The sequence below is a fragment of the Spectribacter hydrogenoxidans genome (assembly GCF_031846275.1).
Lineage (GTDB): Bacteria > Pseudomonadota > Gammaproteobacteria > Nevskiales > Salinisphaeraceae > Spectribacter > Spectribacter hydrogenoxidans.
The window spans coordinates 49,620-74,308 of the sequence record NZ_JAVRIB010000011.1 but is presented as its reverse complement, the minus strand read 5'-3'; the positions used below and the strand labels follow the sequence as shown (position 1 = coordinate 74,308).

Annotated in this window: 24 protein-coding genes; 14 read left to right on the top strand and 10 right to left on the bottom strand. The window is 66.6% G+C overall.

The genetic code is table 11. From position 1 onward, the window contains the following. The first annotated feature begins 101 nt into the window (after positions 1-101). From RM532_RS11375 to RM532_RS11330, 10 genes are all read left to right on the top strand, one after another. On the top strand, positions 102-1,178 hold the full coding sequence (locus RM532_RS11375) for an efflux RND transporter periplasmic adaptor subunit (RefSeq protein ID WP_311653451.1): 1,077 nt from the start codon (positions 102-104) through the stop codon (positions 1,176-1,178). A gap of 45 nt (positions 1,179-1,223) precedes the next feature. Beyond that, the gene (locus RM532_RS11370) at positions 1,224-4,349 is read left to right on the top strand and encodes an efflux RND transporter permease subunit (RefSeq protein WP_311653450.1); all 3,126 of its coding nucleotides are present in this window, start codon (positions 1,224-1,226) and stop codon (positions 4,347-4,349) included. Between the two features lie 15 nt (positions 4,350-4,364). Next, complete coding sequence (locus tag RM532_RS11365) at positions 4,365-5,642, top strand: NTP/NDP exchange transporter (RefSeq protein ID WP_311653449.1); 1,278 nt, start codon at positions 4,365-4,367, stop codon at positions 5,640-5,642. Next, entirely contained in the window at positions 5,639-6,598 is a 960-nt protein-coding gene (locus RM532_RS11360) for an aldo/keto reductase (protein WP_311653448.1), read from the top strand. Before RM532_RS11365 ends, RM532_RS11360 begins: the two co-directional genes overlap by 4 nt. A 79-nt stretch (positions 6,599-6,677) precedes the next feature. After that, positions 6,678-8,237: a GNAT family N-acetyltransferase gene (locus RM532_RS11355; protein ID WP_311653447.1), complete on the top strand. Its 1,560-nt coding sequence runs from the start codon at positions 6,678-6,680 to the stop codon at positions 8,235-8,237. Between the two features lie 75 nt (positions 8,238-8,312). Beyond that, on the top strand, positions 8,313-8,630 hold the full coding sequence (locus RM532_RS11350; protein WP_311653446.1) for an EthD family reductase: 318 nt from the start codon (positions 8,313-8,315) through the stop codon (positions 8,628-8,630). Continuing rightward, a complete protein-coding gene (locus RM532_RS11345; protein ID WP_311653444.1) occupies positions 8,627-9,397 on the top strand; it encodes an SIR2 family NAD-dependent protein deacylase in 771 nt (256 codons plus the stop codon). The genes RM532_RS11350 and RM532_RS11345 overlap by 4 nt, the downstream gene beginning before the upstream one ends. A gap of 87 nt (positions 9,398-9,484) precedes the next feature. Then, a complete protein-coding gene (locus tag RM532_RS11340) occupies positions 9,485-10,270 on the top strand; it encodes a ParA family protein (protein ID WP_311653443.1) in 786 nt (261 codons plus the stop codon). Further along, on the top strand, positions 10,254-11,648 hold the full coding sequence (locus tag RM532_RS11335; RefSeq protein ID WP_311653442.1) for an NfeD family protein: 1,395 nt from the start codon (positions 10,254-10,256) through the stop codon (positions 11,646-11,648). Before RM532_RS11340 ends, RM532_RS11335 begins: the two co-directional genes overlap by 17 nt. Positions 11,649-11,669: 21 nt before the next feature. Then, entirely contained in the window at positions 11,670-12,437 is a 768-nt protein-coding gene (locus RM532_RS11330; protein ID WP_311653441.1) for a slipin family protein, read from the top strand. A 6-nt stretch (positions 12,438-12,443) separates the two neighbouring features. Here the strand turns inward: RM532_RS11330 and RM532_RS11325 are convergent, their stop codons facing one another. The 3 genes from RM532_RS11325 to RM532_RS11315 form a co-directional block, all read right to left on the bottom strand. Further along, positions 12,444-13,385: a DegV family protein gene (locus RM532_RS11325; protein ID WP_311653440.1), complete on the bottom strand. Its 942-nt coding sequence runs from the start codon at positions 13,383-13,385 to the stop codon at positions 12,444-12,446. 172 nt (positions 13,386-13,557) lie between these two features. Further along, the gene (locus RM532_RS11320; RefSeq protein ID WP_311653439.1) at positions 13,558-14,064 is read right to left on the bottom strand and encodes a CoA pyrophosphatase; all 507 of its coding nucleotides are present in this window, start codon (positions 14,062-14,064) and stop codon (positions 13,558-13,560) included. 131 nt (positions 14,065-14,195) lie between these two features. Next, positions 14,196-14,537, bottom strand: coding sequence for a type 1 pili tip component (locus RM532_RS11315; protein WP_311653438.1), 342 nt, complete (start codon positions 14,535-14,537; stop codon positions 14,196-14,198). Between the two features lie 169 nt (positions 14,538-14,706). Here RM532_RS11315 and RM532_RS11310 point away from each other — a divergent pair, with 169 nt between their 5' ends. The 3 genes from RM532_RS11310 (at position 14,707) to RM532_RS11300 (ending at position 16,229) form a co-directional block, all read left to right on the top strand. Then, positions 14,707-14,967 carry an ORF6N domain-containing protein gene (locus tag RM532_RS11310; protein ID WP_311653437.1) on the top strand — a complete coding sequence of 87 codons (261 nt, stop codon included), beginning with the start codon at positions 14,707-14,709 and terminating at the stop codon, positions 14,965-14,967. Between the two features lie 182 nt (positions 14,968-15,149). Continuing rightward, positions 15,150-15,473, top strand: a complete 324-nt coding sequence (locus RM532_RS11305; protein ID WP_311653436.1) for an SCP2 sterol-binding domain-containing protein — start codon at positions 15,150-15,152, stop codon at positions 15,471-15,473. A gap of 15 nt (positions 15,474-15,488) precedes the next feature. Next, positions 15,489-16,229 (top strand): class I SAM-dependent methyltransferase, encoded by a 741-nt coding sequence (locus tag RM532_RS11300; protein ID WP_311653435.1) that lies wholly within the window; start codon positions 15,489-15,491, stop codon positions 16,227-16,229. Here RM532_RS11300 and RM532_RS11295 read toward each other — a convergent pair. After that, positions 16,205-16,747, bottom strand: a complete 543-nt coding sequence (locus tag RM532_RS11295; RefSeq protein ID WP_311653434.1) for a gamma carbonic anhydrase family protein — start codon at positions 16,745-16,747, stop codon at positions 16,205-16,207. The genes RM532_RS11300 and RM532_RS11295 overlap by 25 nt on opposite strands. On the opposite strand from RM532_RS11295, the gene RM532_RS11290 reads away from it, so the two are divergent. Next, positions 16,735-17,370, top strand: coding sequence for an arylesterase (locus tag RM532_RS11290; RefSeq protein WP_311653433.1), 636 nt, complete (start codon positions 16,735-16,737; stop codon positions 17,368-17,370). The two genes, RM532_RS11295 and RM532_RS11290, sit on opposite strands and share 13 nt — an antisense overlap. Before the next feature lie 190 nt (positions 17,371-17,560). On the opposite strand, the gene tsaB is transcribed toward RM532_RS11290, so the two are convergent. From tsaB to pstB, 6 genes are all read right to left on the bottom strand, one after another. After that, positions 17,561-18,235: a tRNA (adenosine(37)-N6)-threonylcarbamoyltransferase complex dimerization subunit type 1 TsaB gene (gene tsaB, locus RM532_RS11285; protein ID WP_311653432.1), complete on the bottom strand. Its 675-nt coding sequence runs from the start codon at positions 18,233-18,235 to the stop codon at positions 17,561-17,563. After that, positions 18,232-20,145, bottom strand: a complete 1,914-nt coding sequence (yoaA, locus tag RM532_RS11280) for a DNA repair helicase YoaA (RefSeq protein ID WP_311653431.1) — start codon at positions 20,143-20,145, stop codon at positions 18,232-18,234. Before yoaA ends, tsaB begins: the two co-directional genes overlap by 4 nt. After that, on the bottom strand, positions 20,142-20,678 hold the full coding sequence (locus RM532_RS11275; protein ID WP_311653430.1) for a tetratricopeptide repeat protein: 537 nt from the start codon (positions 20,676-20,678) through the stop codon (positions 20,142-20,144). Before RM532_RS11275 ends, yoaA begins: the two co-directional genes overlap by 4 nt. Further along, on the bottom strand, positions 20,675-23,020 hold the full coding sequence (gene mrcB / locus RM532_RS11270; RefSeq protein WP_311653429.1) for a penicillin-binding protein 1B: 2,346 nt from the start codon (positions 23,018-23,020) through the stop codon (positions 20,675-20,677). The genes RM532_RS11275 and mrcB overlap by 4 nt, the downstream gene beginning before the upstream one ends. Before the next feature lie 83 nt (positions 23,021-23,103). Beyond that, positions 23,104-23,802 carry a phosphate signaling complex protein PhoU gene (gene phoU, locus RM532_RS11265; RefSeq protein WP_311653428.1) on the bottom strand — a complete coding sequence of 233 codons (699 nt, stop codon included), beginning with the start codon at positions 23,800-23,802 and terminating at the stop codon, positions 23,104-23,106. Positions 23,803-23,814: 12 nt separating this feature from the next. Then, positions 23,815-24,678: a phosphate ABC transporter ATP-binding protein PstB gene (pstB, locus tag RM532_RS11260; RefSeq protein ID WP_311653427.1), complete on the bottom strand. Its 864-nt coding sequence runs from the start codon at positions 24,676-24,678 to the stop codon at positions 23,815-23,817. Positions 24,679-24,689: the final 11 nt, after the last annotated feature.

Genomic DNA, 24,689 nt, shown 5'->3' with positions numbered 1-24,689 from the left:
CAGTGAACCATCGGGCAGGACAGGCGTCCCAACAGTGCCGAGGGGGCGGCGGCAGGATTCGCGGCCCGACTGATATTGCCAACTTGAGCATAATGCCGCGCATGATTCGTCTGCTGTACCGATGCCGCCTGCCGGCAGCCTGTTTCGCTGTCGTGTTCGCACCGACTGTATCGGCCCAGCCCACCGATATCCAGGTGGAACAGGTCGCCTCAGACCCATGGGTGCAGATTCTGCCGCTGACCGGCACGCTGACCTCCCCGGCCCGGGCCGCGCTCGCGCCGCGCCTGAGCGGACTGGTCACCGCCGTCGCGGTGGACGCCGGTGACCGGGTGGCGAAGGGGGACACCCTGCTGGAGATGGACGCGACCCTGGCAGAACTGGAACTGGCAACCCTCAACGCCTCTCTGGCGGAAGCCCGCAGCCGGCTGGCGGAAGCCCGGCGCGTGCGAAATGAACGTCAGCCGCTGGCCGAACGCGGCACCATTCCCCGTACCGAACTGGAGGCTGCCAACGCGGAAGTTCGCACTTCAACGGCAGCGGTGGATCGACTGCAGGCCGAGGTTGAACTGCAGCGGGAACGGCGGGCCCGGCATGTCCTCCCGGCGCCTTTCGACGGCGTGGTAGCCAGCCGCACGACCGACATCGGCGAGTACGCTGCCAGCAGCGACGTGGTATTTGAACTGGTGGCAACACGCCAGCTGCGGCTGGATGTCCAGGCGCCGCAGGAATACTTCGGCCATCTCGGGCCCGGCACGCCGGTGGAAGTACACGCCCATGACGGCAGCGGCGACCCCCGCTCGGCCGAGGTCAGCGCCCGCGTGGATGCCCTCGATGCCACCGCCCGCAGCTTCCTGGTACGGGTGGCGCTGGACAACGAGGACGGCCGGCTGGCCCCCGGCATGTCCGCGGAGGCGGAGTTCCGCATCGAAACCGATGAGGCCGTGATTTCGATTCCCCGGGATGCCGTGTTGCGGTCACCCGGTGGCGACACCCATGCCTGGGTGGTGACCGAGGCCGATGACGGCCCGGTGGCACGTCGGCGCCAGATCATGCTGGGTCGTAGCGATCGAGGCCGGGTTGAGGTGCGCCAGGGATTGTCGGCCGGGGACCGGGTGGTGGTCCAGGGCAACGAGGCCCTGACCGACGGCCAGCGCGTGCGCATCGACGCCGGCTCGTGATGCCGGTGCCGCGCGCTTCCGTCCGGCCTGCCGGAGACCGCCCCCATGATTGAAGGCCTGATCCGGCGCCCCACGCTGCTGGCCATCGGCGTGCTCATTGTCTGCCTGTTCGGCATCGTGGCCGCCTTCCGCGTACCCGTACAGATGATTCCGGATCTGGCGGTGCGCACGATCACGGTGGAAACCGCCTGGCCCGGGGCCACGCCGCAGGATGTGGAAAAGGAAATCCTGATCGAGCAGGAGGAGTACCTGCGCAACGTGCCCAGCCTGCAGCGCATGGTAGGTGTGGCCCGCACCGGGGCCGCCGAGATCCAGCTGGAATTCCCGTTCGGCGTGGATTCCAACGACGCGCTGTCACAGGTACCGACCTATCCCGAGAACGTGGACGAGCCCCGGCTGTTCGCAACTTCGTTCTCGCAGAATTCGTTCATGTACTACCGCGTCGCGCCGCTACCGGAAAACCCGATGCGGGTGGACATGGACATGATGCAGGACTTCATCGACGACCGCGTCCGCCCCTTGATGGAGCGAGTGCCGGGGGTCGAGCGTGTGGAGGTGGGCGGTGGTGCTGCCCGTCAGATCCAGATTCACATGGATCCGAACCGTCTGACCGCGCGGGGACTGAGTCTGACCGACGTGCGCGCCGCCGTGCGCGAGCGCAGCCAGGACGTCACCGGCGGCGATATCGACAGTGGCAAGCGCCGCTATCTGCTGCGCACTATCGGCCGCTTTGCCGATGTCGAGGCACTCGGCGAGATCGTGCTGGCGCGCCGCGGCGACGCGGTGATCAGGCTGGCCGATGTGGCCGACATGCGGCTGGATCACGCCGAGATCCGCGAGGAGTCGTTCTACAACGACCAGGCCAACATCACCCTGTCCGTGCGCCGCGAGACCGGCTCGAACGTGATCGAGATCAAGAAGGCCATGGCCGATGCCATTCCCGGCATCAACGAACGGGTGCTCGAACCCGCCGGGATGAACATCCAGCTGATCAGCGACGACGTGCGTTACGTGCAGGCCTCGGTGGCCAGCGTCTGGCGCAATCTGCTGATCGGCGCGGTGCTGGCCACGCTGGTGATGTACCTGTTCCTGCGTTCGGTGCCTGCCACTCTGGTCGGCGTGATCGGCATCCCCATCTGCACCATCGCCGCCTTTCTCGGCCTGCTGTTGACCGGGCGCACCATCAACGTCATCTCGCTGGCTGGGGTCGCGTTTGCCATCGGCATGACCCTGGACAACAGCATCGTGGTGCTGGAGAACATCGAGCGGGCCCGCCGGACCATCAGTGACCGCCTGGCTGCGGCGCTGGCGGGCGTACGCGAGGTCTGGCCGGCGGTACTGGCCTCCACCATGACCACGATTCTCGTATTCGCCCCGGTGTTGTTCATCGAGGAGGAAGCCGGGCAGCTCTATTCGGATATCTCCATCGCCATCGCCGCTGCCATTTTCGTGTCGATGCTGGTGGCGATCGTGGTGGTGCCAACCGCCAGCGTGCGTCTGCCATTGAGCGGAAAACTCGCCGATCGCACCCCGCTCTGGCAACAGCGGGCGCTGAGCGGGGTGGAGTGGCTGCTTGCCTCGCGACCCAGGAGATTCGGCTGCATCGGGCTGACGGTTGTCGTAATGGCCGCAGTGATCGGCCTGCTTACACCCCCGGCCTCGTATCTACCGGAGGGCGAGGAGGCCAAGACCTTCTCCAGCATGATTCCGCCTCCCGGCTACAACCTGTCCGAGATGTCGGCCATCGGCGAGGAACTGCGAGAGAAGCTGGTGCCCCATATCGGGGGCGACCCGGCCCGTTTCGATGCCGGCGAGACCGACATCCCGCCGATGCGCTACCTCAACATGCGCATCAATGCCGAGGGCCTGCGCATCATCAGCGAGCCGATGGACGCGGACCACATCAACGCCCTCATGAATCGTTACAACGAACTGTTCCGCGCCTATCCCGGCATGCGCGCGTTCTCCACCCGCGGTTCCATCATCACCAGCAACGACGGCGGCACCCGCAGCGTGACGCTGGACATCGCCGGGCCATCCCTGGCGGACATCTACACCGTGGCCAGTGCCGCCTACGACCGGGCGCAGACGGTGTTCGACAATCCCCAGGTGCGGGCGGATCCCCAGACCCTGTCGCTGGCCCAGCCGCTGCTGCGGGTGGAGCCCGATCATGCCCGTCTGGCCGAGGTGGGTTTGAATACGCAGGAGCTGGGCTTTTCCGTGGCTGCGCTGGCCGACGGGGCGTTCGTGGACGAGTACATCCTGGCCGACAACAAGGTGGATATCTATGTCTACGACAGTCGCGGGCGCAGCACCGATCTGGACGCCCTGGCCCGGCGCAGCATTCATACCCCCTTGGCCGGCAGCCAGCCGATCACCAGCCTGGCGAACTTCCGGGAAACGGTGGATACCGATGTCATCCGGCGTCTGAACGGCCAGCGCACCGTAACCCTCTACATCATCCCGCCGCCGGGTGTGGCGCTGGAAACCGGGGTGAATACGGTAGAACAGGACATCATCCGGACCATGCGCGAGGACGGCGAGATTCCGGCCTCGGTGAGCGTGGACATCTCCGGGGCCAGCGATCAGCTGGACGCTACCCGCGCCGCCCTCGCCGACAACTACGTGATCGCGGTGGTGCTGAGCTATCTGCTGCTGGTGGCCATCTTCACTCACTGGGGCTATCCGCTGCTGATCCTGGTCACCATCCCGCTGGGTGTGGCCGGCGGTATTGCCGGGCTGGCGCTGATGAATCTGGTGGGGGGCTGGCTGCCCATACTGGGTCTGCCGGCCCTGAGTCAGCCATTCGACATGATCACCATGCTGGGCTTCCTGATCCTGATGGGCACGGTGGTGAACAATCCCATCCTGATCGTGGATCAGGCGCGGCTGAACCGGGCCGGTGGCATGCCCGTGGTAGATGCCGTGCGCGAGGCAGTGGCCACCCGGCTCCGGCCGATCCTGATGACCACCATCACCACCACCTTCGGGCTGGCGCCGCTGGTATTCCTGCCGGGGGCCGGCACCGAGCTTTATCGCGGGGTCGGGGCTATCGTGCTGTTCGGGCTGCTGTTCACGATGGTGATCACCATCACTTTCCTGCCGGCCCTGCTGGTCAGCGTGCTGCAGGTGGGCGAACGCCTGCGCGGCCCGGCCCGCGCCGCCGGCTGAACCCTGAAGCTGGCCGTGATTGCTGAACGGCTGCTGCCGATCCGGGCCGGGGAAACGCCGGCGGCCGTGTGGTCGTTCGTGTACTTCTTCTGCGTGCTGGCTGCCTATTACCTGCTGCGGCCGGTGCGCGATGCGCTGGCCATCAGTGACGGTACCGGCGACCTGCCCTGGCTATTTACCGGTACGTTCCTGACAATGCTGCTGGCGGTGCCGGCCTTCGCCTGGCTGGCGGCGCGCTATCCGCGACGCCTGCTGCTACCGCTGGTATACGGATTCTTCATTCTCAACCTGCTGCTGTTCTGGGCCTGGCTGGCCAGCGGCCTGGGCGGGAACATCGCCGCCGGCGCGTTCTTCATCTGGCTCAGCGTGTTCAACCTGTTCGTGGTGTCGGTGTTCTGGAGTTTCATGGCGGACATCTTCTCCGCTGCCCAGGGCAAGCGTCTGTTCGCGCTGATTGCGGCCGGCGGCAGCGCCGGTGCCATATCTGGACCGGGCCTGGCCGCCCTGCTGGCCGGGCAGTTGGGCGTACTCGGTCTGCTGCCGCTGAGCGCCGGCATGCTGACTGCGGCCCTGGGCTGCATCGTGGTCCTGCGCCGCTGGGCGGCCGACCAGACCCGGGCCGACCGCAGCCGGCTGGGCGGCAGCGTCTGGGAAGGGCTGCGCCGGATTACCGAATCCCGTTATCTGCAGGGCGTGGCGCTGTTCATCCTCTGCTACACCGCGTTGTCCACGGTGCTCTACTTCCAGCAGGCCGAACTGGTCAGCCGCCTGTTCGAGGACGATGCCCGCCGCACTCAGCTGTTCGCTGCGGTGGATCTGGCCACCAATGTGGTGACTGTCGGCCTGCAGTTGTTCGTCACCCATCACCTGATCCGGCGGCTGGGGCTGGGCGCCGCACTCGGCAGCCTGCCGGCGATCAGCCTGCTCGGCTTCATGGTACTGGGGCTGGTGCCGGTGATCGCGGTACTGGCGGTATTCCAGGTACTGCGCCGCAGCGCCAACTATGCCGTCGCCAGGCCCGCCCGCGAGGCCCTGTTCACCGTGCTGCCGCGCACGGACAAGTACAAGGCCAAGAACGCCATCGACACCCTGGTGTACCGCGGTGGCGACGCGCTGAGCGGCTGGGCTTATACCGGGCTGACCAGCCTGGGCCTGGGGCTGACGGGCATGGCCTTCGCCGTGCTGCCGATTGCCACCGGCTGGCTGCTACTGGCCGGATGGCTCGGCCGCGAGCACACGCGGCGGTACCATGGTCCCGATCCGGATTACCCTGTTCACGGAGACCCGCCATGACCCGACCAACCCGTTTCCACCAGCGTCGCAGACTGCTCCAGGGGGCACTGGGCACCGCCACGCTGGCCGCTCTCCCGCCGGTGGGTGCCGGCCGCAAAAGCATCCTGCCACCGCTCCCGGACGACACCATCCTGCGCACCATCCCGGCCACCGGTGAACAGGTGCCGATAAGCGGCATGGGCACCGCGCGCACCTTCGACGTGGACCCCAACGATGTCGCCGCCATGGTTCAGCGTCAGGACGTGTTGCGGGCGTTCGTCGACAACGGCGGCCGGGTGGTGGATTCATCGCCGATGTACGGCCGGGCGGAAACGGTCCTGGGACGGGCGGCCGCGGCCATCGATGCGCCGGACGCCCTGTTCACCGCCACCAAGGTCTGGACCCGCGGCGTCGAGGCCGGCAAGGCCCAGATGCGCGAATCCGCGGAGCGCCTGCAGACGGCGACCATCGATCTGATGCAGGTGCACAACCTGCTGGACCTGGAAACCCACCTCGACACCCTGCGGGCCTGGAAGAAGGAGGGCCGCATTCGCTATCTCGGCGTAACCCACTACACCGTCGCCCAGCACGCCACGCTGGCCGAGTTGGTGGCCCGGGAGCCGCTGGATTTCGTCCAGTTCAACTACAACATCGCCGAACGCAACGCCGAGATCCGGCTGCTGGAGGCCTGTGCCGACAACGGCGTGGCGGTGCTCGTCAACGAGCCGTTCGAGCGCGGCAAGCTGTTCGCCCGGGTGCGCAATAAGCCGCTGCCCGGCGTGGGCGAGGACCTGGCCTGTGAAAGCTGGGCCCAGCTGTTTCTCAAGTACATCTTCGGGCATCCGGCGGTGACCGTGGCGATTCCCGCCACCTCGGACCGCGAGCACGCCGCCGAGAACGCCCGCGCCGGGCGCGGCGCTCTTCCCGACGAGGCCCAGCGCAAGGCCATGCGTACCGCGTTCGAGGCGGCCGGCTGAAACCGGGCGCGGGTTGTTGCGCGCCGGCCGGCGAGCGCGTACAACCACGCTCCCATTCGCCGACCTGACCATTCCGAGCATGTCCCAGTCGTCCCGCATGATCGTGCGCGCCGCCGCCATCGCCGACCTGTCGGCGATCCGGACGGTGACCACCAAGGCCTATCCCGGTATGGCCGCCTACACCCGCGATGAATTGCGCGGGCAGATCAACAATTTCCCGGAAGGACAGCTGGTCGCCGAGTACGAGGGCAAGGTAGTCGGCTACTGCGCCACCCTCTGCCTGCCAGAGGAACAGGTGCTGGCCCCGCACACCTGGGCCGAAATCACCGGCAACGGCTACGGCTCCACCCACGACAGTGACGGCGACTACCTCTATGGTTACGAGGTCTGCGTGGACCCGGACTTCCGCGGCATGCGCATCGCCCAGCGGCTGTACCGGGAGCGCTTTGCGCTGTGCCGCAAGCTGGGGCTAAAGGGCGTGGTATTCGGGGGCCGCTTGCCGGGACTGCGGCGGCGGTTCAAGCGGGCAGGCGGCGCGCAGCAGTATGTGGACAACGTGGTGGCCAGGCAGTGGCGCGACGCCGTTCTCACATTCCAGTTGAATAACGGTTTCGAAGTACTTGGTTTACTGCCGGATTACATGCCGGATGACAAGCCGTCCATGGGCTATGCCGCGCATCTGATCTGGCGCAACCCCGAACACGAGAACCGGCAGCCGGTGCCCGGCGACAGCCACGTGCATCTGCAGATGCCGGTCACCGTGCGGGTGGCGACCGTCCAGTATCTGCAACGCCAGATCAGTTCGCTGGACGAGTTCCGCCAGATCGCCACCTATTTCGTGCGCGAAGTGGCCGACAACCGCTGTGATTTCGTGGTGTTCCCCGAGCTGTTCACCGTCCAGCTGCTGTCGATCGACAACGAGGAACTGGAGCATCGCGAGGCGATCCAGCAGCTGGCCGACTACGAGGTGCCGTTCCGCGAGATCATGCAGGACCTGGCGGTGCGTTATAACATCAACATAATCGCCGGCTCCCATCCCACCTGGGTGGGCGATCAGTTGCAGAACGTCGGCTACATCTACCTGCGCGACGGGTCGGAGTACCGCCAGCCCAAGATCCACCCGACGCCGGGCGAACGCTATTGGTGGAACATCCGCGGCGGCGATTCCCTCAACGCCATCGAGACCGATTGCGGCCCCATCGGGGTGCTGGTCTGCTACGACAGCGAGTTCCCGGAACTGGCCCGGCACCTGACCAACCAGGGCATCAATCTGTTGTTCGTGCCCTTTTCCACCGAGGATCGCAGCGGCTACCTGCGGGTGCGCTACTGCTCACACGCTCGGGCGGTGGAAAACCAGATCTACGTGGCCACCGCGGGCAATGTCGGCAACCTGCCGCGCATCCATGCCATGGACATTCATTACGCCCAGAGCGCCATCATCACCCCCTGCGATTTCCCTTTCGCCCGCGACGGCGTGGCCGCCGACACCACCCCAAACGTGGAAATGGTGGCAATCGCCGACCTGCGGCTGGACATCCTGCGCGACTCCCGTACCAGCGGGACGGTGCAGAATCTGCTGGACCGTCGTCACGATCTCTACCGGGTTCAGTGGAAGCCGCCCCGCTCCCGGCTGAAGTAGCGCAAGGCCGGGCCGCGCTTGGCCCGGGCCGTCAACATCGCCTAGGCTGATCGGAACCAACGAGGAGGAGACCCCATGATCCGCGTATCCGCTGTCTATCCGCATACCGAAGGCGCCCGTTTCGATCACGACTACTACCGCAATCACCACATGGCGATGGTGCGCGACCGGCTCGGCGCCCGCGGCATGATCCGCGCCGAAAATGACAAGGGCCTGGCCGGCGGCGATGGCGGGCCGCCTCCGTTCGTCGCGGCGGCCCACCTGTATTTCGAGTCAATCCAGGATTTCCAGTCCGCCTTCGACGCCGAGGGCGAAACAATCCTGGCCGACATTCCCAACTACACCGATATCCAGCCGCAGCTGCAGATCGCGGAAATCGTCGACGGCGGGTGACCCCGCCGGCTGGCAGCTTCGAGACCGGCTGGCCGTCGGCACTGCTCGACGAGATCGCCGCCGCCGGCACGGTCGCCGTCCTGACCGGCGCCGGGGTCTCCGCAGCCTCCGGCATCCCCACCTTCCGGGAGGCCCAAACGGGGTTGTGGACCAGGTTCAGGCCGGAGGATCTGGCCACGCCGGAAGCATTCGCGGCAAATCCGGCGCGCGTCTGGCAGTGGTACCAGTGGCGGCGCTCGCTGATCGCCCGCGCCGAGCCGAACGGCGCACACCGGGCCGTGGCCCGCCTGCAGCGGCACCTGATCGACTGCCGGGTGATCACCCAGAACGTGGATGGTCTGCACGAACGGGCCGGTGCCCGGGTATCGGCCCTGCACGGCAATATCTGGCGCCAGCGCTGTCAACGGCGCTGCGGGTTTTCGGAGACCGCCACGGAACCCGATGATCGTCCCGAGCCACCGCCCTGTCCCGCGTGCGCCGCACCGATGCGACCCGACGTGGTCTGGTTTGGCGAATCCCTGCCGGCCGACGTGCTCAAAGCTGCCGTCACCGCGGTGGAGCACGCGGAGGTGGTACTGGTGGCCGGCACCTCGGGCCTCGTCTACCCCGCAGCCGCCCTGCCCGAACAAGCCCTGGCCAGGGGCCGGACCGTGGTGGAGATCAACCCCGACGACACGCCCTTGAGCGCCGTGGCAACCGTCCGGTGCCGCAACGCGGCGGACGCGGCACTACCGGCACTGTGCGAGGCGCTTGCCCTGCCCGACTGAGACCGCGCCGGGGACGGCCGCTCGACGGTCCCACCCGGAATGGCTAACATCATGGCGTCAGTCAACCAATCCGCAGGAGCCTCAGCCATGCGCCGGGTGGTGTTCAATCAGAAAGGCGGCGTGGGCAAGACCACTATCGTCTGCAATCTCGCCGCAATCAGCGCCAGCCGGGGCCGCAAGACCCTCGTGGTGGATCTGGATGCCCAGTGCAACGCCAGCCAGTACCTGCTCTCGTCCGGGGAAGCCCAGGCCGAGGCCGGCACCGCGGATTTCTTCGAAAACACGTTGAGGAAAGGACGGCAGAGCAATGATCTGCAACCGTTCATCACACCAACGCCCTTCGAGAATCTATCCGTCATGGCCGCGCATCCGGACCTCGAAGAGCTGCGGGTCAAGCTCGAGGCCAAGCACAAGATCTACAAGCTGCGCCAAGCGCTGGAAACGCTCGAGGGCTATGACGCGATCTACTTCGATACGCCGCCTGCGCTCAATTTCTACTCGCAGTCGGCTCTGATCGCCGCCAGCCACTGCCTGATTCCGTTCGACTGCGACGATTTCGCTCGCCAGGCGCTCTACAACCTGTTCGACACCATTGCCGAGATCAAGGATGATCACAATCCGGAACTGAGCGTCGACGGCATCGTGGTCAATCAGTTCCAGACCCAGGCCAAGCTGCCGGCCCGCCTGATCGCGGAGCTCAAGGAGGAAGGCCATCCGCTGCTCGACACCGCCATCACCAGTTCGATCAAGGTGCGGGAGTCTCACGAGGCCTCGGTTCCGCTGGTCTACTTCGCACCCAGCCACAAGGTCAGCAAGCAGTACGCCGAGCTCTATGACGTCCTGGGCAGGAAACGGGGTGGCAAACGCCGCTAGGGGATGGGCAGCGGCGGTGATGATGCCGCGACTGGCGGCCTGCCTGCTGGCCCTGGCCGGCCTGGCCCCGTCGGCGGTCTCGGCACAGGTCATCGAACTGCGGATCGACGGGCCAATCGGCCCAGCCACCAGCAACTACGTGGCCAGCGGCCTCGAGCAGGCCGCGGCCGAGAACGCGCCGCTCGTGCTTCTGAGCATCGACACGCCCGGCGGGCTGGACACGGCCATGCGCGAGATCGTGCAGGCCATCCTCGCCTCGCCGGTGCCGGTGGCCGGCTACGTCACACCGGGCGGCGCCCGCGCGGCCAGCGCCGGTACCTATATTCTCTACGCCAGTCACGTGGCGGCCATGGCCCCGGCGACCAATCTCGGCGCCGCCACGCCGGTACAGATGGGTGGCGGCGGTCCGTTGCCCGGTGGCGGCAAGGAACCGGACGACAAGGCATCCGACGGCGAAAAGTCCGACACCGCCGACTCCGACACCGCCAAGCGCCGCAAGGTGATAAACGATTCGGTCGCCTATCTCCGCGGCCTGGCCGAACAGCGCGGCCGCAACGCGGACTGGGCCGAACAGGCGGTACGCGAGGGCACCAGTCTGACTGCCAGCGCCGCGCTGGAGCAGAACGTGATCGACCTGGTGGCGACCAGCCGGCAGGGGCTGCTGGCTGAGATCGACGGTATGGAAGTCACCACCAGCGCCGGCACGGTCACCCTGGCCACGGCCGACGCCGCCATCGACAACCGCGAACCCGACTGGCGGGACCGGCTGCTGGCGATCATCACCAATCCGACGGTGGCCTACATCCTGATGATGATCGGCATCTACGGGCTGATCCTGGAAGGCTACAACCCCGGGGCACTGGTGCCGGGCACCGTGGGCGGCATCTGCCTGCTGGTCGCCCTGTTCGCCTTCCAGATCCTCCCGGTGAATTTTGCCGGTCTGGCGCTGCTGGCACTCGGCATCGCCCTGATGGTGGCCGAAGCCTTCGCCCCGAGCTTCGGCATCCTGGGGCTGGGCGGCGTCGTCGGTTTCGTGGTGGGCTCGATCATGCTCATGGATACCGGGGTGCCCGGTTACGAAATCCCCCTGGCCATCATCGGCGCCACCGCCACGGCGGCGGCGCTGCTGATGTTCCTGATCGTCTACCTGTTCGCCCGCTCCCATAGGGGGCGCGTGGTCACCGGCCGCGAAGGCCTGATCGGGGCCACCGCCCGGGCCAGCGAGGACTTCGACCAGCGCGGCTGGGTCCTGCTGCACGGGGAGAGCTGGCAGGCGACCACGACCACGCCGATCCGGACGGGTCAGACGGTAACCGTTACCGGGGTCGACGGGCTGGTGGTATCGGTTACCCCGGACAACTCGGACCGGACGTCCTAAATAACTTCAGGAGTCATCGCCATGTTCTTCAATTTCGGCATCATTCTCATCGCACTGATCCTGTTCATCCTGTTCAGCGCGGTCAAGATCCTGCCCGAGTACGAGCGCGGGGTGGTGTTCACGCTCGGCCGGTATACCGGGGTGAAGGGCCCGGGCCTGATCCTGCTGATCCCTTTCGTCCAGAAGATGATCAAGGTGGATCTGCGGGTGGTGGTGATGGACGTGCCTACCCAGGACGTGATCTCCCGCGACAACGTGTCGGTGCAGGTCAACGCGGTGGTGTACTTCCGGGTGGTGGACCCGAACAAGGCCATCATCGAGGTCGAGCACTACTACGACGCCGTCAGCCAGCTGGCACAGACCACGCTGCGATCGGTGCTGGGCCAGCACGATCTGGACGACATGCTCGCCGAGCGCGACAAGCTCAACGCCGACATCCAGTTGATCCTAGACAAGCACTCCGACGCCTGGGGCATCAAGGTGGCCAACGTCGAGATCAAGCATGTAGATCTGGACGAGAGCATGATCCGGGCGATTGCCCGCCAGGCCGAAGCGGAGCGCTCACGGCGGGCCAAGGTGATTCACGCGGAAGGCGAAATGCAGGCGGCGCAGAACCTGCAGGAGGCTGCGCGTACGCTCTCCGAGCAGCCGCAGGCGATCCAGCTGCGCTATCTGCAGACGCTGGTCGACATCGCCGGGGAGCACAACTCCACCATCGTGTTCCCGCTGCCGATGGACCTGATCAAGCCGCTGATGGAAGCCGCCGGCAAGGGCCACAGGCCGGCGTAGTCGTCGTTACTCGAATTCCTCCGGCTCGGCCAGGAATCCGACCACCAGGGCACCCGGACCGAGGTTGACGCCGCCGGTGGTGGCCATCATCGAGGTCATCACCTGCACGTCATGCGCCCGGGCAGCCTGCACGAAGCGGTCGTAACCGGGCATCTGCTTGATTGCCTCGGCATCCCCCGCATAGCTCACGCACACCGTGGGCGCCAGCAGGCCGCGCTCAATGCGCTTGACGGTGTAATCGAAGATGCGTTCCACCGCCGCGTCGAAATGCCTGACCTTGGCCACCGGGAAGGTCTGGTCGTGGCGACCGCAGAGAATCGGCTTGATGTCCAGCGCCGAGCCCATGAAAGCGCCCAGCCAGCTGATGCTCTTGTCCCCCTTCTTGCGTGCCCGCTCGCGCACGTAGTAGAGATCGGGAAAAGTGCCGAAACCATGCGCCTTGGTCGCCAGCTCTTCCACCCGCTGGCGCAGTTCGTTGACCTTGACGCCGGACTCGATCAGCCGAACCGTCTCCGCCGCCAGCGCCGCCTGCCCGGCGAACAGGGACTGACTGTCGATCACCCGTAGCGCGAACGGTCCTTCCACCCCCGCGGCCTTGCGCACCGGCTTGTAGGCCCGAAGAATCGCATGCGAGGCATCGGTGGCATTCTGGAAGATGGGGCTGCGGCTCTGGGCGATGGTCTGCACCAGCGCGTAGTCGTAGTTGGTGACGACCCTGTTCAGGAACAGATCGCGGATCTGTTCCATGGAGAAGGGCACGGTCTCGGCATCGTGGCTCTTGTCCAGGGCCTGCCGGCGGTAGAACTCCGTGGTCCGATCCGGATCCCGCTCATCCACAAACAATTCGTCGCCGATCCGGATCGAGATCGGCAGAACCAGGATGTTGTGTTCGTCGATGAACGACCGGGGCAGATCACAGCCCGAGTCCACGACCAGTCCGATTCGCATCCTCCCCCCTTTCGCACGCCGGGTTAACCCGGTCCACGGTTGGCTGCGCGATGCGTGTGTCGCGCCGGTGCCGACAGTCTAGCCGGAAACATTCACGAGGGCGACGGGCCTCGATGCCTAAGCCATTGAAACCATGAACTTGTGGCTGGAGACTCGGTCCTTCCGCACTGCGTCAGGTCACGGGCGACAATCGCTGGGCCATGTGATGCAGGATGCCCGCGGTCACGCCCCAGATGAAGCGGTGTTCGTGGGTCAGCGCGTAGTAGGGCAGACGCAGGCCGTCGCGATCGAACCAGCGCCGGTCGTAATTGCCGGCATCCAGCAATCGCGCGAGCGGCACCTCGAAGATCTCTGCCACTTCCCGGCCATCGGCCTGGTAGCGACAATTCTCGGGCAGACACCCCACCACCGGCGTCACCCGAAAACCCGTGGTCGTGGGGTAATCATCCAGAAAGCCGATTACCTCCACCTGTGTCGCGCAGACGCCAATCTCCTCTCTGGTCTCGCGCAGCGCGGTGGCTACCGCATCGGTGTCGGTCGCCTCAGCCCGACCGCCCGGCAGGCTGATCTGGCCGGGGTGGTGACGCAGTTCGTCGGTGCGCTGGGTGAGAATCACCCGCGGGCCGTCGGGACGCTCAATCACCGGGACCAGCACGGCGGCCGGCCGCAGCCCTGCCATGGCGGGTTCATCCAGAATATGCGCTGCCGCCGACGGCAGTCCCAGATCGACCAGCGCCCGCGGGGCAGCCAGATGCGTCGAGCGAAGGGCGGCAGCGAGGCGTTCGATCAGCGGATGACGGGTAACGACGGTTATGACGAGCCTTCCGTTTCCCGCTTGAGCGCGTCCGCATGCCGCCGCGCCGCCTCGTGGAACCTAGGAGTGAGACCGGCATCGGCGTAAATGGGGTCGCCCTCCTCGTCCCGCGCCACCACGTCATTGCCTTCGACATAGGCGAACGAGGCGCTGAGATCGTCAAGCGCGGCCGAAAGCAGGTCGGTGAGAATGCGTTCCTCGGTCAGCCCCGGGAACAGCTCGGTGAGCGCGGCGACCTTGGCCGCGTCGTAGACCGGCAGCCGCAGCCGGTATTCCCGCGCCGCGCGGGGTTCGCCGTCCCCGGCCCGCCAATGCTCGATCAGTTCGGTGACTTTCATGTTGTCCTCTTGCCTGTCTTCACCCACTGACTAAAAAGCCAATCTGATCAGTTGACTATAAAGACTCAAAACGAACGCGTCACGTCGCCGGCGCAGGCGATTGACCCTCCCGGGAGCCGGTGATAGCTTGCCGGTCTTCGCCTCGTCCGGCCATTGCCCCCATCCGTTCATGATCAAAGCCGAAAAAACCTGGAGCCTCAAGGAGATCGACGAGGCGAACGGATCCACCAAGGGCACCGCCTTTCTGGCCTTCAAGCAGCTCAAGGACGGTTTCGACGAGGGGCGGGACTTCTACTATCTCAGCGCCGAGCAGGACCACCGCGAGATCGAGCGGCTGCGGACCGCCGGCCGCATCTATGCCAGCAGCGTCAATGCGGTGCTGCTGACCGAGAGCGGCTACAACGCGGTGGTCGATTTTCTGGAGGGTTGAGCCGCCGCGCAATCCGGCCGGTAATCCCGGTATGCCACGCAACCAAGGATTGCCCAAGCGCTTTTCGTGAAAGAAAATTTTCCGAATATCATTGTTACCTGTAGTCAACCGTCCCTGCGGCATGGATGATATGGCGCTTTCATGCATCCACGTATTGCACGCCAACCAAGGGGAGACGAGTGATGAGTAATGCCAAGGCCCTGATCGAAATGATGCCGCAGGCATTCGATGCCAGCGCCGCCGGCGACATGAACGCCACCATCCAGTACGCCATCTCCACGCCGATGCACATGGTCATCGACAACGGCACCTGCCAGGTTCAGGAAGGCGAGACCGACAACGCCGATGTCACCCTGCGCATGGATGACGACGATCTGGTTGCCCTGCTTACCGGCGAGCTCAACGGCATGACCGCCTTCATGACCGGCAAGCTGCAGGTGGACGGCGACATCATGCTGGCCCAGAAGCTGACGTCGCTGTTCGATGCCGACCGTCTCAGCCAGTAGGTCACGCGCCGCGCCGTGATCGGTCTCTGGGCCGAACCCGGTGCGAATCCGGCCTGTCTGGCCGGGCTTGCCAGCCGGATCCCGGCTGATACCATCGCCGACCCACCGGCAAACGGCGTGTATCTGGCGCTGACCGCCGCCGGTCTGGAGCTTCGGGTGGCCGACATGCCGTGGCAGGGCCTGCGCGCCGACTGGCTGGATGCCGGGCTGGACCGACGCGCCCGCGAAGGACGCCGCGCGTTGATCGCCCGGGCCCTGGGCCTGCGGGGTAAAGCCACGCCGCGGATTCTCGACGCCACCTGCGGCCTGGGCCGGGACAGTGCCCATCTGTTGCGCCTGGGTTGCCGGGTCACTGCGATCGAGCGCTCACCGGTCGTGGCCACCCTGGTCGAGGATGCCGCGAATCGCGCCAGCACCGCCGGCGCAACCTGGATTGCCGGCTGGCGGGGCGTCACGGTCGATGATGCCCCGGTCCGGCTGAAAGATCTGACGGCGTCGGATTTCGACGCCATCTATCTCGATCCCATGTTCGGCGGTGATCGCCGTTCGGCTCTGCCCAAGCGGGAGCTGCAGATGCTGCGGCAGGTCGTGGGGGACGATCCCGATGCCGGCGCTCTGCTGAAGGCCGCCCGGGCCACCGGCCTGCGGGTGGCAATGAAGCATCATCCACGCAGCCCCGCGCTGGCCCGGCCCGACCACCAGGTTCGGGGCGGTCGCGCCCGCTTCGACGTCTACCTGCCCGTTTCCGGATCGTAGACGCGCAGCTGTTCGCGGAATCGCCGGCCGTTTTCCACATAATGCGACGCGCCGTGGCGCAGCATCTCGATGTGGCTTTCATCGAGTTCCCGCTTGACCTTGCCGGGCGATCCCAGCACCAGGCTGTTATCGGGAATCTCGGCGCCTTCCGGAATCAGCGCCTGGGCGCCGATCAGGCAGTTGCGACCCACTTTCGCGCCGTTGAGGATCAACGCCTGGATGCCGATCAGGCTGTTCTCGCCGAGTTCGCAGCCGTGCAGCATGGCCTGGTGGCCCACCGTCACACCGCGCCCGACATGTACCTGGATGCCCGGGTCGGTATGGATCACCGCCCCGTCCTGGATGTTGCTTTCCTCACCGATCACGATGCGATCACAATCGCCCCGGATCACTGCCTGAAACCAGACGCTGGCGCCCTTTTCCAGTACCACATCGCCGATCACCGTGGCATTGTCGGCAATGTAGTAATCCCCGTCCGCCGGCAGTACCGGCGTCTTGTCACCAAGTGAATAGATCATTGCGCCACTATCGTTTCCTGATCGAATTATTGCAACCGCTGCTGCTCATGCTGGTGCTGGCAGGCTGCAGCACGCCGCCATCGCTGCCGATGCTTGCCGGCGACGCCACCATCCTGGCCTTCGGCGACAGCCTGACCCACGGCACCGGCACCACCCGGGACCAGGCCTACCCCGCCCGCCTCCAGGCATTGATTGGCCGACGCGTGGTCAATGCGGGCGTGCCGGGCGAAACCACCGCCCAGGGTCGGCAACGGCTGCCGGCGGCCCTGGCCGAGCACCGGCCGGATATGGTCCTGCTCTGCCTGGGCGGCAACGATTTCCTGCGCAAGCGGGACCCGGCAGCAACCCGGGACGATCTCGCCGCCATGCTCGAAGCCCTGCGGGAACGAGATATCCCGGTACTGCTGATCGCGGTCCCGGAACTGATGCTGCTGGGTGGCGATCATGCGTTATATGCCGACCTGGCCGAGCGTTACGAGGTACCGCTGCTGTCGGGCGAGCTCAACCGGATTCTGCGAGACGCCGAGCTGAAATCGGACCGGGTCCACGCCAACGCGGCCGGTTACGCTCAACTGGCCGAAACAGTGGCGACGCGGCTGCGCGAGGCCGGCGCCCTACCCTGAACGACATGTCGGGGAAACGCTTTTCTGGTCCCCGCCTACGGATAGCGATCCGATGTAGGGCTGCATCCATGCCGTCGCACCGCGATGTCGATGATCGGGGCAGGTACCAAACAGACGCGATAAATCTCGCCCTACTGGATCGTACGGTGCCCTGGCCAGGCAGTTGCCGAAAACGGTATCGGCATGGTCCTCAAGCAGACTTTCGGGCCACCTGGTCACGCACATAGACAGGAATAGCATCCGCCGCCGACCCGGCGTCACCGCGGGCTACCCGCGAGGCCGCCAGCCGGGCGATGTCCAGGGCGTGAGGATGAATCGCGGCCACCGGGCCATTCGCCGCGGCATGCACGGTGGCCAGTGCTTCCGGATAGGCCATCCAGCCGTTGCCGGCCGGATACCACTCGCCCGCGGGCGCCACCACCGCCGCCGGCGGCGCAACCTGTTCCTCGCCGAGACACCGCGGTTCGTCCCGGTCGTCAAAATCGTAGGCAGCCCAGTAGACCTCCTGCATGCGGGCATCGTTGACCACCAGACAGCGATTCACGCCAGCGCTACGCCGCGCCCCGGCGGCCAGGGCCGCCAGATCGGAAATGCCGACCACCGACAAGTCAGCGCCCAGCGCCAGGCCCTGGATCAGGCCGGCCGCAATCCGCAAGCCGGTAAAGGCGCCCGGCCCGCGGCCGAACGCCAGTGCATCCAGGTCGTGTAGCGACCAGCCGGCCTCGGCCAGCAGTTCCTCGGCCATGGGCAACAGCAGGTCGGCATGCCGGCGCGGGGCCACCTCGAACCGGGACAGCGCCAGATCCGGCCCGATCAGGGCCGCGGAACAGCCCTCGGTGGCCGCGTCGAGCGCCAGTATCCTCATGCCGACACCGCCGCCCGCAGGAACGCCTCGGCATCGTCGCGCGACCGGGTGACCGGCAGGTCCGGCAGGCTGGACAGGAATATCCGGCCGTAGCCCTTGCTGGTCAGGCGCGGGTCGCAGATCGCCAGCAGACCCCGATCGGCATGGTCCCGGATCAGCCGACCGACGCCCTGCTTGAGGGCAATCACCGCCTGGGGCACCTGGTAATCGGGGAACGGGGCCTCGCCGCGCTGACGCATGGCGTCGACCCGGGCGGCCAGCACCGGGTCCGAGGGCGAGGCGAAGGGCAACCGGTCGATGATCACCAGCCGCAGGGCCGGCCCGCGCACATCCACACCCTCCCAGAAACTGCCGGTGCCCACCAGCACCGCGTCGCCATGATCACGGAATTCCGACAGCAAGGCCGCGCGGCCCTGTTCCCCCTGCACCAGCAGCGGCCCCACGCCGGCCTGACGCAGGCGGCCGGCCACGGCATGCAACGAGCGGAAACTGGTGCAGAGCACGAATGCCCCGCCCTGACTGGCCTCGACCAGCCCCAGGACCTGCCCGGCGAACGCGGCATCGAAGCCTCCGTCGCTGGGCAGCGGCATCGAGGCGGGCAGATACAGTAGGCTGTTGTTGCGGTAATCGAAGGGGCTGTCGAACAAATGCTGGGTCGCATCGTTCAGGCCCAGACGGCCGGCGAAGTAGTCGAGCGACCCGTTGACGCTCAGGGTGGCGGACGTGAACACCCAGGAACCCGTGTGCGCCTGCAGGGCTCGTTCGAACGGCGCGGCCACATCCAGCGGGGTGGCATGCCAGAACCAGCCGCTGCCCCGCCGTTCGACCCAGCGGACCTCGGCCTCGGATTCGCGCAGCAGCGCCTCGCCCCGCTCCCCCAGCTCGGCGACACGATGCCCCAGGGCGGCCAGCGCGTCGGCTCTCTCTGCCACCTCTGCCAGCGCATCAGCCAAGCCATTCAGGGCAGCTACCAGTTGACCCGCCGCCGCCTCCGCGCCGCGCCGCGCGACGAACGCCCGCCAGGCGAGCGTGCTGTCGCTCTGGGCAAAGCAGTCGTTGACCGTGGCCTCGGCCGCGCCCAGTTCTTCCAGCGCCGCGGTCAGGTCCGGCATGTCGCCGCCGGCAGCCAGCGCTTCGGCATGACCGTCCCGGATCACGTCGCGCACCCGCCGGCTGGACAGGCTGTGGCCGAAGAACTGGCCGGCGATGTCGGGCAGGCGATGGGCTTCGTCGAGAATCACTGTATCAGCACCCGGCAGCAGTTCACCGAACCCCTGCTCGCGCAGGGTCAGATCCGCGAACAGCAGATGATGATTGACGATCACCACCTCGGCCGCCTGGGCCGCGCGGCGCGCCGCCACCACCCAGCAGTCCTCGAATTCGGGGCATTCCGTACCCAGACAGTTGTCCACCGTCGACGACACCCGCGGCCACAACGGAGAGCCGTCGTCGATGTCGCCGATCTCGCTCAGATCACCGATGCGGGTTCGCATCGACCAGTCACGCACCCCGCGCAGCCGGGCCCGCAGCGCCGGGCTGCGCAGATCACCGCCGGCCTCGGTCAACGCCAGCCGATGCCGGCAGAGATAGTTGGCGCGCCCCTTGAGCAGTCGCACCCGTGGCCGCACGCCCAGCGCAGCGGTGACCAGGGGAATGTCGTTGGCATAGATCTGTTCCTGGAGATGGCGGGTGGCCGTGGACACGATCACCTTGCCGCCGGCCGCCAGCGCCGGCAACAGATAGGCCAGCGTCTTGCCGGTGCCGGTACCGGCCTCGACCACCAGTCGGTCGTCGGTCTCGATCGCGGCGGCCACGGCCTCGGCCATGGCCACCTGAACCGACCGGGGCGCATAACCCGACAGCTGCGCCGCCAACGGTCCGTCGGCGGCGAACAGATCGGCTGTGGTCACAGGGACTGGCCGGCGTAGTAATCCGCGCGGCTGGCAGCCGCGTCGGCGCCGACGGTATCGCCCCGGGCCCGTCGGGCCTCGGCGATCAGCCGCCAGTTGGAGGCGCGCAGCGGCGGATTGCGCCCGGCCAGGCTGTTGGACTTGCGGGCAAAGGTTTCCGCCTGCTCGGGCTGGCCCTGATCGAGATAAAGCGCAGCCAGCCGTCGATACACGAACGGGTTGCGAGGCTCCACGTCCAGCGCCCGTTCGGCGGCGGCGGCGGCGCGATCGTGGTTGCCCGCCCGGGCCAGCTGCTCGCTGGAATCCAGCAATGCGACCACCGCCGGACCGCTGACGTCGGTCAGCGTGGGCGCCGGTTGCGACGGCGTCCCGGCAGTCGAGGACGGTTGCTCGGGCTGCCCTTCCGGGGGTGCCGGCTCGGACGTGTCCTGAGAATCCGGCGGTGGCGGAGGCGGATAGGCTGCGCGCGGGGCACAGCCCGCCAGCCAGATCATCCCCATCGACACCGCCAGCGGCAGGAGCAATCGCCTCATCGGAACAGATCCAGGAACCAGTTGGAATCACGATCGTCCGCCGGTTCGGAATCGGGCGCAACCGGAGCATCGCAGGGTTCGAGTCCGGGCGGGGCATACCCGGCCATGAACGGTACCTGTACGGCCTGATCACAGTCCCGGCCGACCGGACGGCTGTCATCCCGCGCAGACAGCCGGACCGGGAGCGTCTGAATACCCTCGGGCCGAGCCGGCTCGAAACTGCTGGGTTCGATATCCCGCATCATCCGGGACCAGAGCTGCAATGCCCCGGTGGCCCCACTGAACGGCGTTGGCTGGTTGTCGTCGCGGCCCACCCAGACCACCCCGACCCGGTCGCCACCGTAGCCGGCGAACCAGCTGTCGCGCAGTTCGTTGGTAGTGCCGGTCTTGCCGGCCACCTGCAGTCGATCCGGCAGGGTCAGATAGGCCGAGCGGGCGGTGCCTTCACGCGGCACCCGCTGCAGAATCCAGTTGAGCAGGTACACCGACTGTTCGTCGAACGCCCGACGTAACTGCAACGGATAGCGGTTGAGCGGTTCCCCCTGCCGGGTAGTGACCGCCCGGATTGCCAGCAATGGCGTGTAGTAGCCGCCCGCCGCCAGCGTGTTGTAAATCTGGGCCACTTCCATCGGCGACATTTCCACCGCCCCCAGGGCCAGCGCCGGCACCGGGATCGGGTCGCCCGGATAACCCAGCGCCTGCAGGGTTTTCACCACCGACGGCAGACCCAGATCCACCGCCAGCCGCGCGGTGGCCACGTTGTAACTCTTCGTCAGCGCTTCGTAGAGCGGCACCGCCGCGCCATGGGACTGGTTGTCGTAGTTGGCGGGTTCCCAGACATCCCCGTTGGCCAGTTCCACCTGCAATGGCCGATCGTCCAGCGGCGTCAGAACGTTGTACTGGCGCGGCCGGTCGAGCGCCGTCAGATACACCGCCGGCTTGACCAGCGAGCCGATCGGCCGTTGTGCGTCCAGGGCCCGGTTGAAGCCGGCACCGCGGGCCTGACGCCCGCCGACCAGAGCCAGGATGCGACCACCTTCCACCGAGGTCACCACCGCCGCGGCCTGGAGTTTGCCGCCATCCACGCCCCGACTGCGTTCCAGCGCTTCAAGACCGTTCGCCACCTGTTCATGCGCCGCCGACTGAACATCCGGATCCAGGGTGGTGAAGATGCGCAGGCCCTCCTCGGTGAGGTCGTCGTCCTTGTACTGACCTTTCAGCTGACGGCGCACGAGGTCGATGAAAGCGGGGTACTGGCTGGTGCCGCGGCTGCCGGCATCCGTGACTCCCAGCGGCCGTCCACGGGCGGCGACGGCAGACTCGGTGTCGAGAAACCCGGCCTCCTCGAAGATGTCCAGCACCAGATTGCGGCGGGATTCGGCACGGTCGGGGTGGCGCCGGGGATCGTAGTAACTGGGTCCCTTGACCATTGCCACCAGCAGCGCAATTTCATGGGGCTGCAACTCTTCCACCGGTTTGGCGAAGTAGAAGTAGCTGGCCAGGCCGAAACCGTGGATCGCACGGCCGCCCTCCTGACCGAGATACACCTCATTGAGATAGGCCTCGAGAATCGCTTCCTTGTCGTAGTGGGCATCCAGCAGAATCGCCATCAGGGCTTCCTTGGCCTTGCGCACCAGGGTCTGCTGGTTGGTCAGATAGAAGTTCTTGACCAGTTGCTGGGTGATGGTGGAACCACCCTGCACCACCCCGCCGGCGCGCAGGTTGGCCACCGCCGCCCGCAGGATTGCCTTGGGCGACACGCCGAAGTGATCCATGAAGTTGCGGTCTTCCACCATGATCAGGCCGGCCGGCAACATCGGGGGCACCTCGCCGAGCTTGACCAGGATGCGGTCCTCGCCCTTGCCGGTGGGATAGATGCTGCCGATTAGCATCGGGTCCAGACGCATCAGCGCTGGATCGTCACCGTCATCGAGTGCGGTCAGCGAGCGGATGCGCCCATCGCCGAAGGCCAGCCGCAGCCTTCGGTCGGGCTGGTGGCCGTCCCAGAAATCGAAGGCCCGGGTATGCAGATCAACGCTGGCGGCGCTGGCGCGAAAGGTGCCGGCGGCATCGATTTCCTGGTCCCGCCGATAGCCCTGCCGGGTGAGATCCGCCACCACCGATGCCGGCGTCGCCGCCTGCCCGATGTAAAGCTCCACCGGATCGGCGTACACCTTGGCCGGCAATGTCCAGCGAGCCCCCTCGAAGCGGCCGCGTACCTGTACGTCGAGATACACCGTGTAGAGCGCCGCCACGGCCATGACCGCACACAGGATCACCGCAACCGGTATCAGCCAGCGGCGACGCCCTCGTGCCGGGGATTTACGACGGGATCGGGCCAATGAGGAATCGTTTGACGCGGGTGATCGGGCAGCGAAGCCGCAAGTCTACCAGATGGCCACCCGCTGCCCTGCGCGCGGGCCGATCAGCGGCGGTGTCCGACCAGGTCCTGCTTGGGGCGCGGGTCCGTCACCCGGTCGCCGGTGGCCAGGAACACCACTTCCTCCGCGATATTCGTGGCGTGATCCCCGATGCGTTCCACGCTCTTGGCCACGAACATCAGATGGGTGGCCACGGCCGCATCGTGGCCACCGGCGTGGCGGTCATCCATCAGGGATTCGAATAGCTGGCGATACAGCCCGTCCAGCTCGGCATCGCTGGCCCAGAGTTCCCGGGCCGCCTCGCCGTCTCGCCGGGCATAAGCAGTCATCACCCCGGTGAGAAGGTCGCGCGCCCGGGTGTAGAGCCGCTTGACCTGGAACAGCGAGCCGGTTTCCAGCGGCACCCGCAGCAGCAGCACCCGCTTGGCGATGCTGCCGGCGTGATCCCCGATGCGTTCGAGGTCAGCGGCAATCCGGCCGGCCACCAGGATCTCGCGCAGGTCCCCGGCCACCGCTGCGTGTTCGGTCAGGGCATGCAGCTGGGCATCGTCGACACCGAACTGCATAAGATCGATGTCGCGATCGCTGTCGATCACGGCTTCGGCGGCCGCCCGGTCATGCTCGGCCAGCGCCGCCACCGCGGCATCCACGGCCGCCAGCGCCTTGTCGCCCATGCCGCGGATATCAGCCCGCAGCCTGTTCAGGGCCTCGTCGAAGCCCTTGAAGGTGTGACTCTGGGCCAAGACAGCCCCGACTCAGCCGAAGCGGCCGGTGATGTAATCGCTGGTGCGTTCGGAACTGGGCGACGTGAAGATGGTGTCGGTCTCGTCATACTCCACCAGCTCGCCCAGATGCATGAAAGCGGTGTAATCGGAGATACGGGCCGCCTGCTGCATGTTGTGGGTCACGATCAGGACCGTGATCTCGCTGCGAAGATCGGTGATCAGATCCTCGATCTTGGCGGTGGCAATCGGATCGAGCGCCGACGTGGGCTCATCCAGCAACAGCAGTTCCGGTTCGGTAGCCAGGGCACGCGCAATGCACAGACGCTGCTGCTGACCGCCGGACAGGTCCAGGGCCGGGGTGTTCAGGCGGTCCTTGACCTCGTCCCACAGGGCGGCCTGCTTGAGTGAGCGTTCCACCGCGTCATCCACCACCGCCCGCTTGCGGATGCCGCGGATCTGCAGCCCGCTGGCGACGTTGTCGTAGATCGACTTGGGAAACGGATTCGGCTTCTGGAACACCATGCCCACGTGCAGCCGCACCCACATCGCGCTCACGCCGGGGCTGATGATGTTGACATTCTCGGGCTGGAGGTTGATTTCGCCCTGGTAGCGGTTGCCGGGATACAGATCATGCATCCGGTTGAAGCAGCGCAGGAAGGTGGACTTGCCGCACCCGGATGCGCCGATCAGGGCGGTGATCTGCCGGTCCAGCACCGGCAGCGAGATGTCCGACAGGGCCTGGAAATCCCCGTACCAGAAGCTCAGGTCACGCACCTCGGCGCGGCCGCGCTGAGACGGAACCGCCTCGGCCTCGTTCCGGGGCGCGGCCTCGGCCGTTGCCTCGTTGTCCGGACTGTCCATGGCGGATGCCTCTTGTGTGCTCGGTGCGCTCATCTCGACTCCAT

Bases quoted from the DNA above. Each gene is read 5' to 3' on its own strand.
- RM532_RS11330 (WP_311653441.1), top strand. From the start codon at position 11,670: ATGTTCTTCAATTTCGGCATCATTCTCATCGCACTGATCCTGTTCATC.
- RM532_RS11340 (WP_311653443.1), top strand. From the start codon at position 9,485: ATGCGCCGGGTGGTGTTCAATCAGAAAGGCGGCGTGGGCAAGACCACT.
- pstB (WP_311653427.1), bottom strand. From the start codon at position 24,678: ATGAGCGCACCGAGCACACAAGAGGCATCCGCCATGGACAGTCCGGAC.
- RM532_RS11325 (WP_311653440.1), bottom strand. From the start codon at position 13,385: ATGCGAATCGGACTGGTCGTGGACTCGGGCTGTGATCTGCCCCGGTCG.
- RM532_RS11295 (WP_311653434.1), bottom strand. From the start codon at position 16,747: ATGATCTATTCACTTGGTGACAAGACGCCGGTACTGCCGGCGGACGGG.
- RM532_RS11355 (WP_311653447.1), top strand. From the start codon at position 6,678: ATGTCCCAGTCGTCCCGCATGATCGTGCGCGCCGCCGCCATCGCCGAC.
- RM532_RS11360 (WP_311653448.1), top strand. From the start codon at position 5,639: ATGACCCGACCAACCCGTTTCCACCAGCGTCGCAGACTGCTCCAGGGG.
- RM532_RS11275 (WP_311653430.1), bottom strand. From the start codon at position 20,678: ATGAGGCGATTGCTCCTGCCGCTGGCGGTGTCGATGGGGATGATCTGG.
- RM532_RS11370 (WP_311653450.1), top strand. From the start codon at position 1,224: ATGATTGAAGGCCTGATCCGGCGCCCCACGCTGCTGGCCATCGGCGTG.
- RM532_RS11305 (WP_311653436.1), top strand. From the start codon at position 15,150: ATGAGTAATGCCAAGGCCCTGATCGAAATGATGCCGCAGGCATTCGAT.
- tsaB (WP_311653432.1), bottom strand. From the start codon at position 18,235: ATGAGGATACTGGCGCTCGACGCGGCCACCGAGGGCTGTTCCGCGGCC.
- RM532_RS11350 (WP_311653446.1), top strand. From the start codon at position 8,313: ATGATCCGCGTATCCGCTGTCTATCCGCATACCGAAGGCGCCCGTTTC.
- RM532_RS11310 (WP_311653437.1), top strand. From the start codon at position 14,707: ATGATCAAAGCCGAAAAAACCTGGAGCCTCAAGGAGATCGACGAGGCG.
- RM532_RS11375 (WP_311653451.1), top strand. From the start codon at position 102: ATGATTCGTCTGCTGTACCGATGCCGCCTGCCGGCAGCCTGTTTCGCT.
- RM532_RS11315 (WP_311653438.1), bottom strand. From the start codon at position 14,537: ATGAAAGTCACCGAACTGATCGAGCATTGGCGGGCCGGGGACGGCGAA.
- RM532_RS11320 (WP_311653439.1), bottom strand. From the start codon at position 14,064: ATGGCAGGGCTGCGGCCGGCCGCCGTGCTGGTCCCGGTGATTGAGCGT.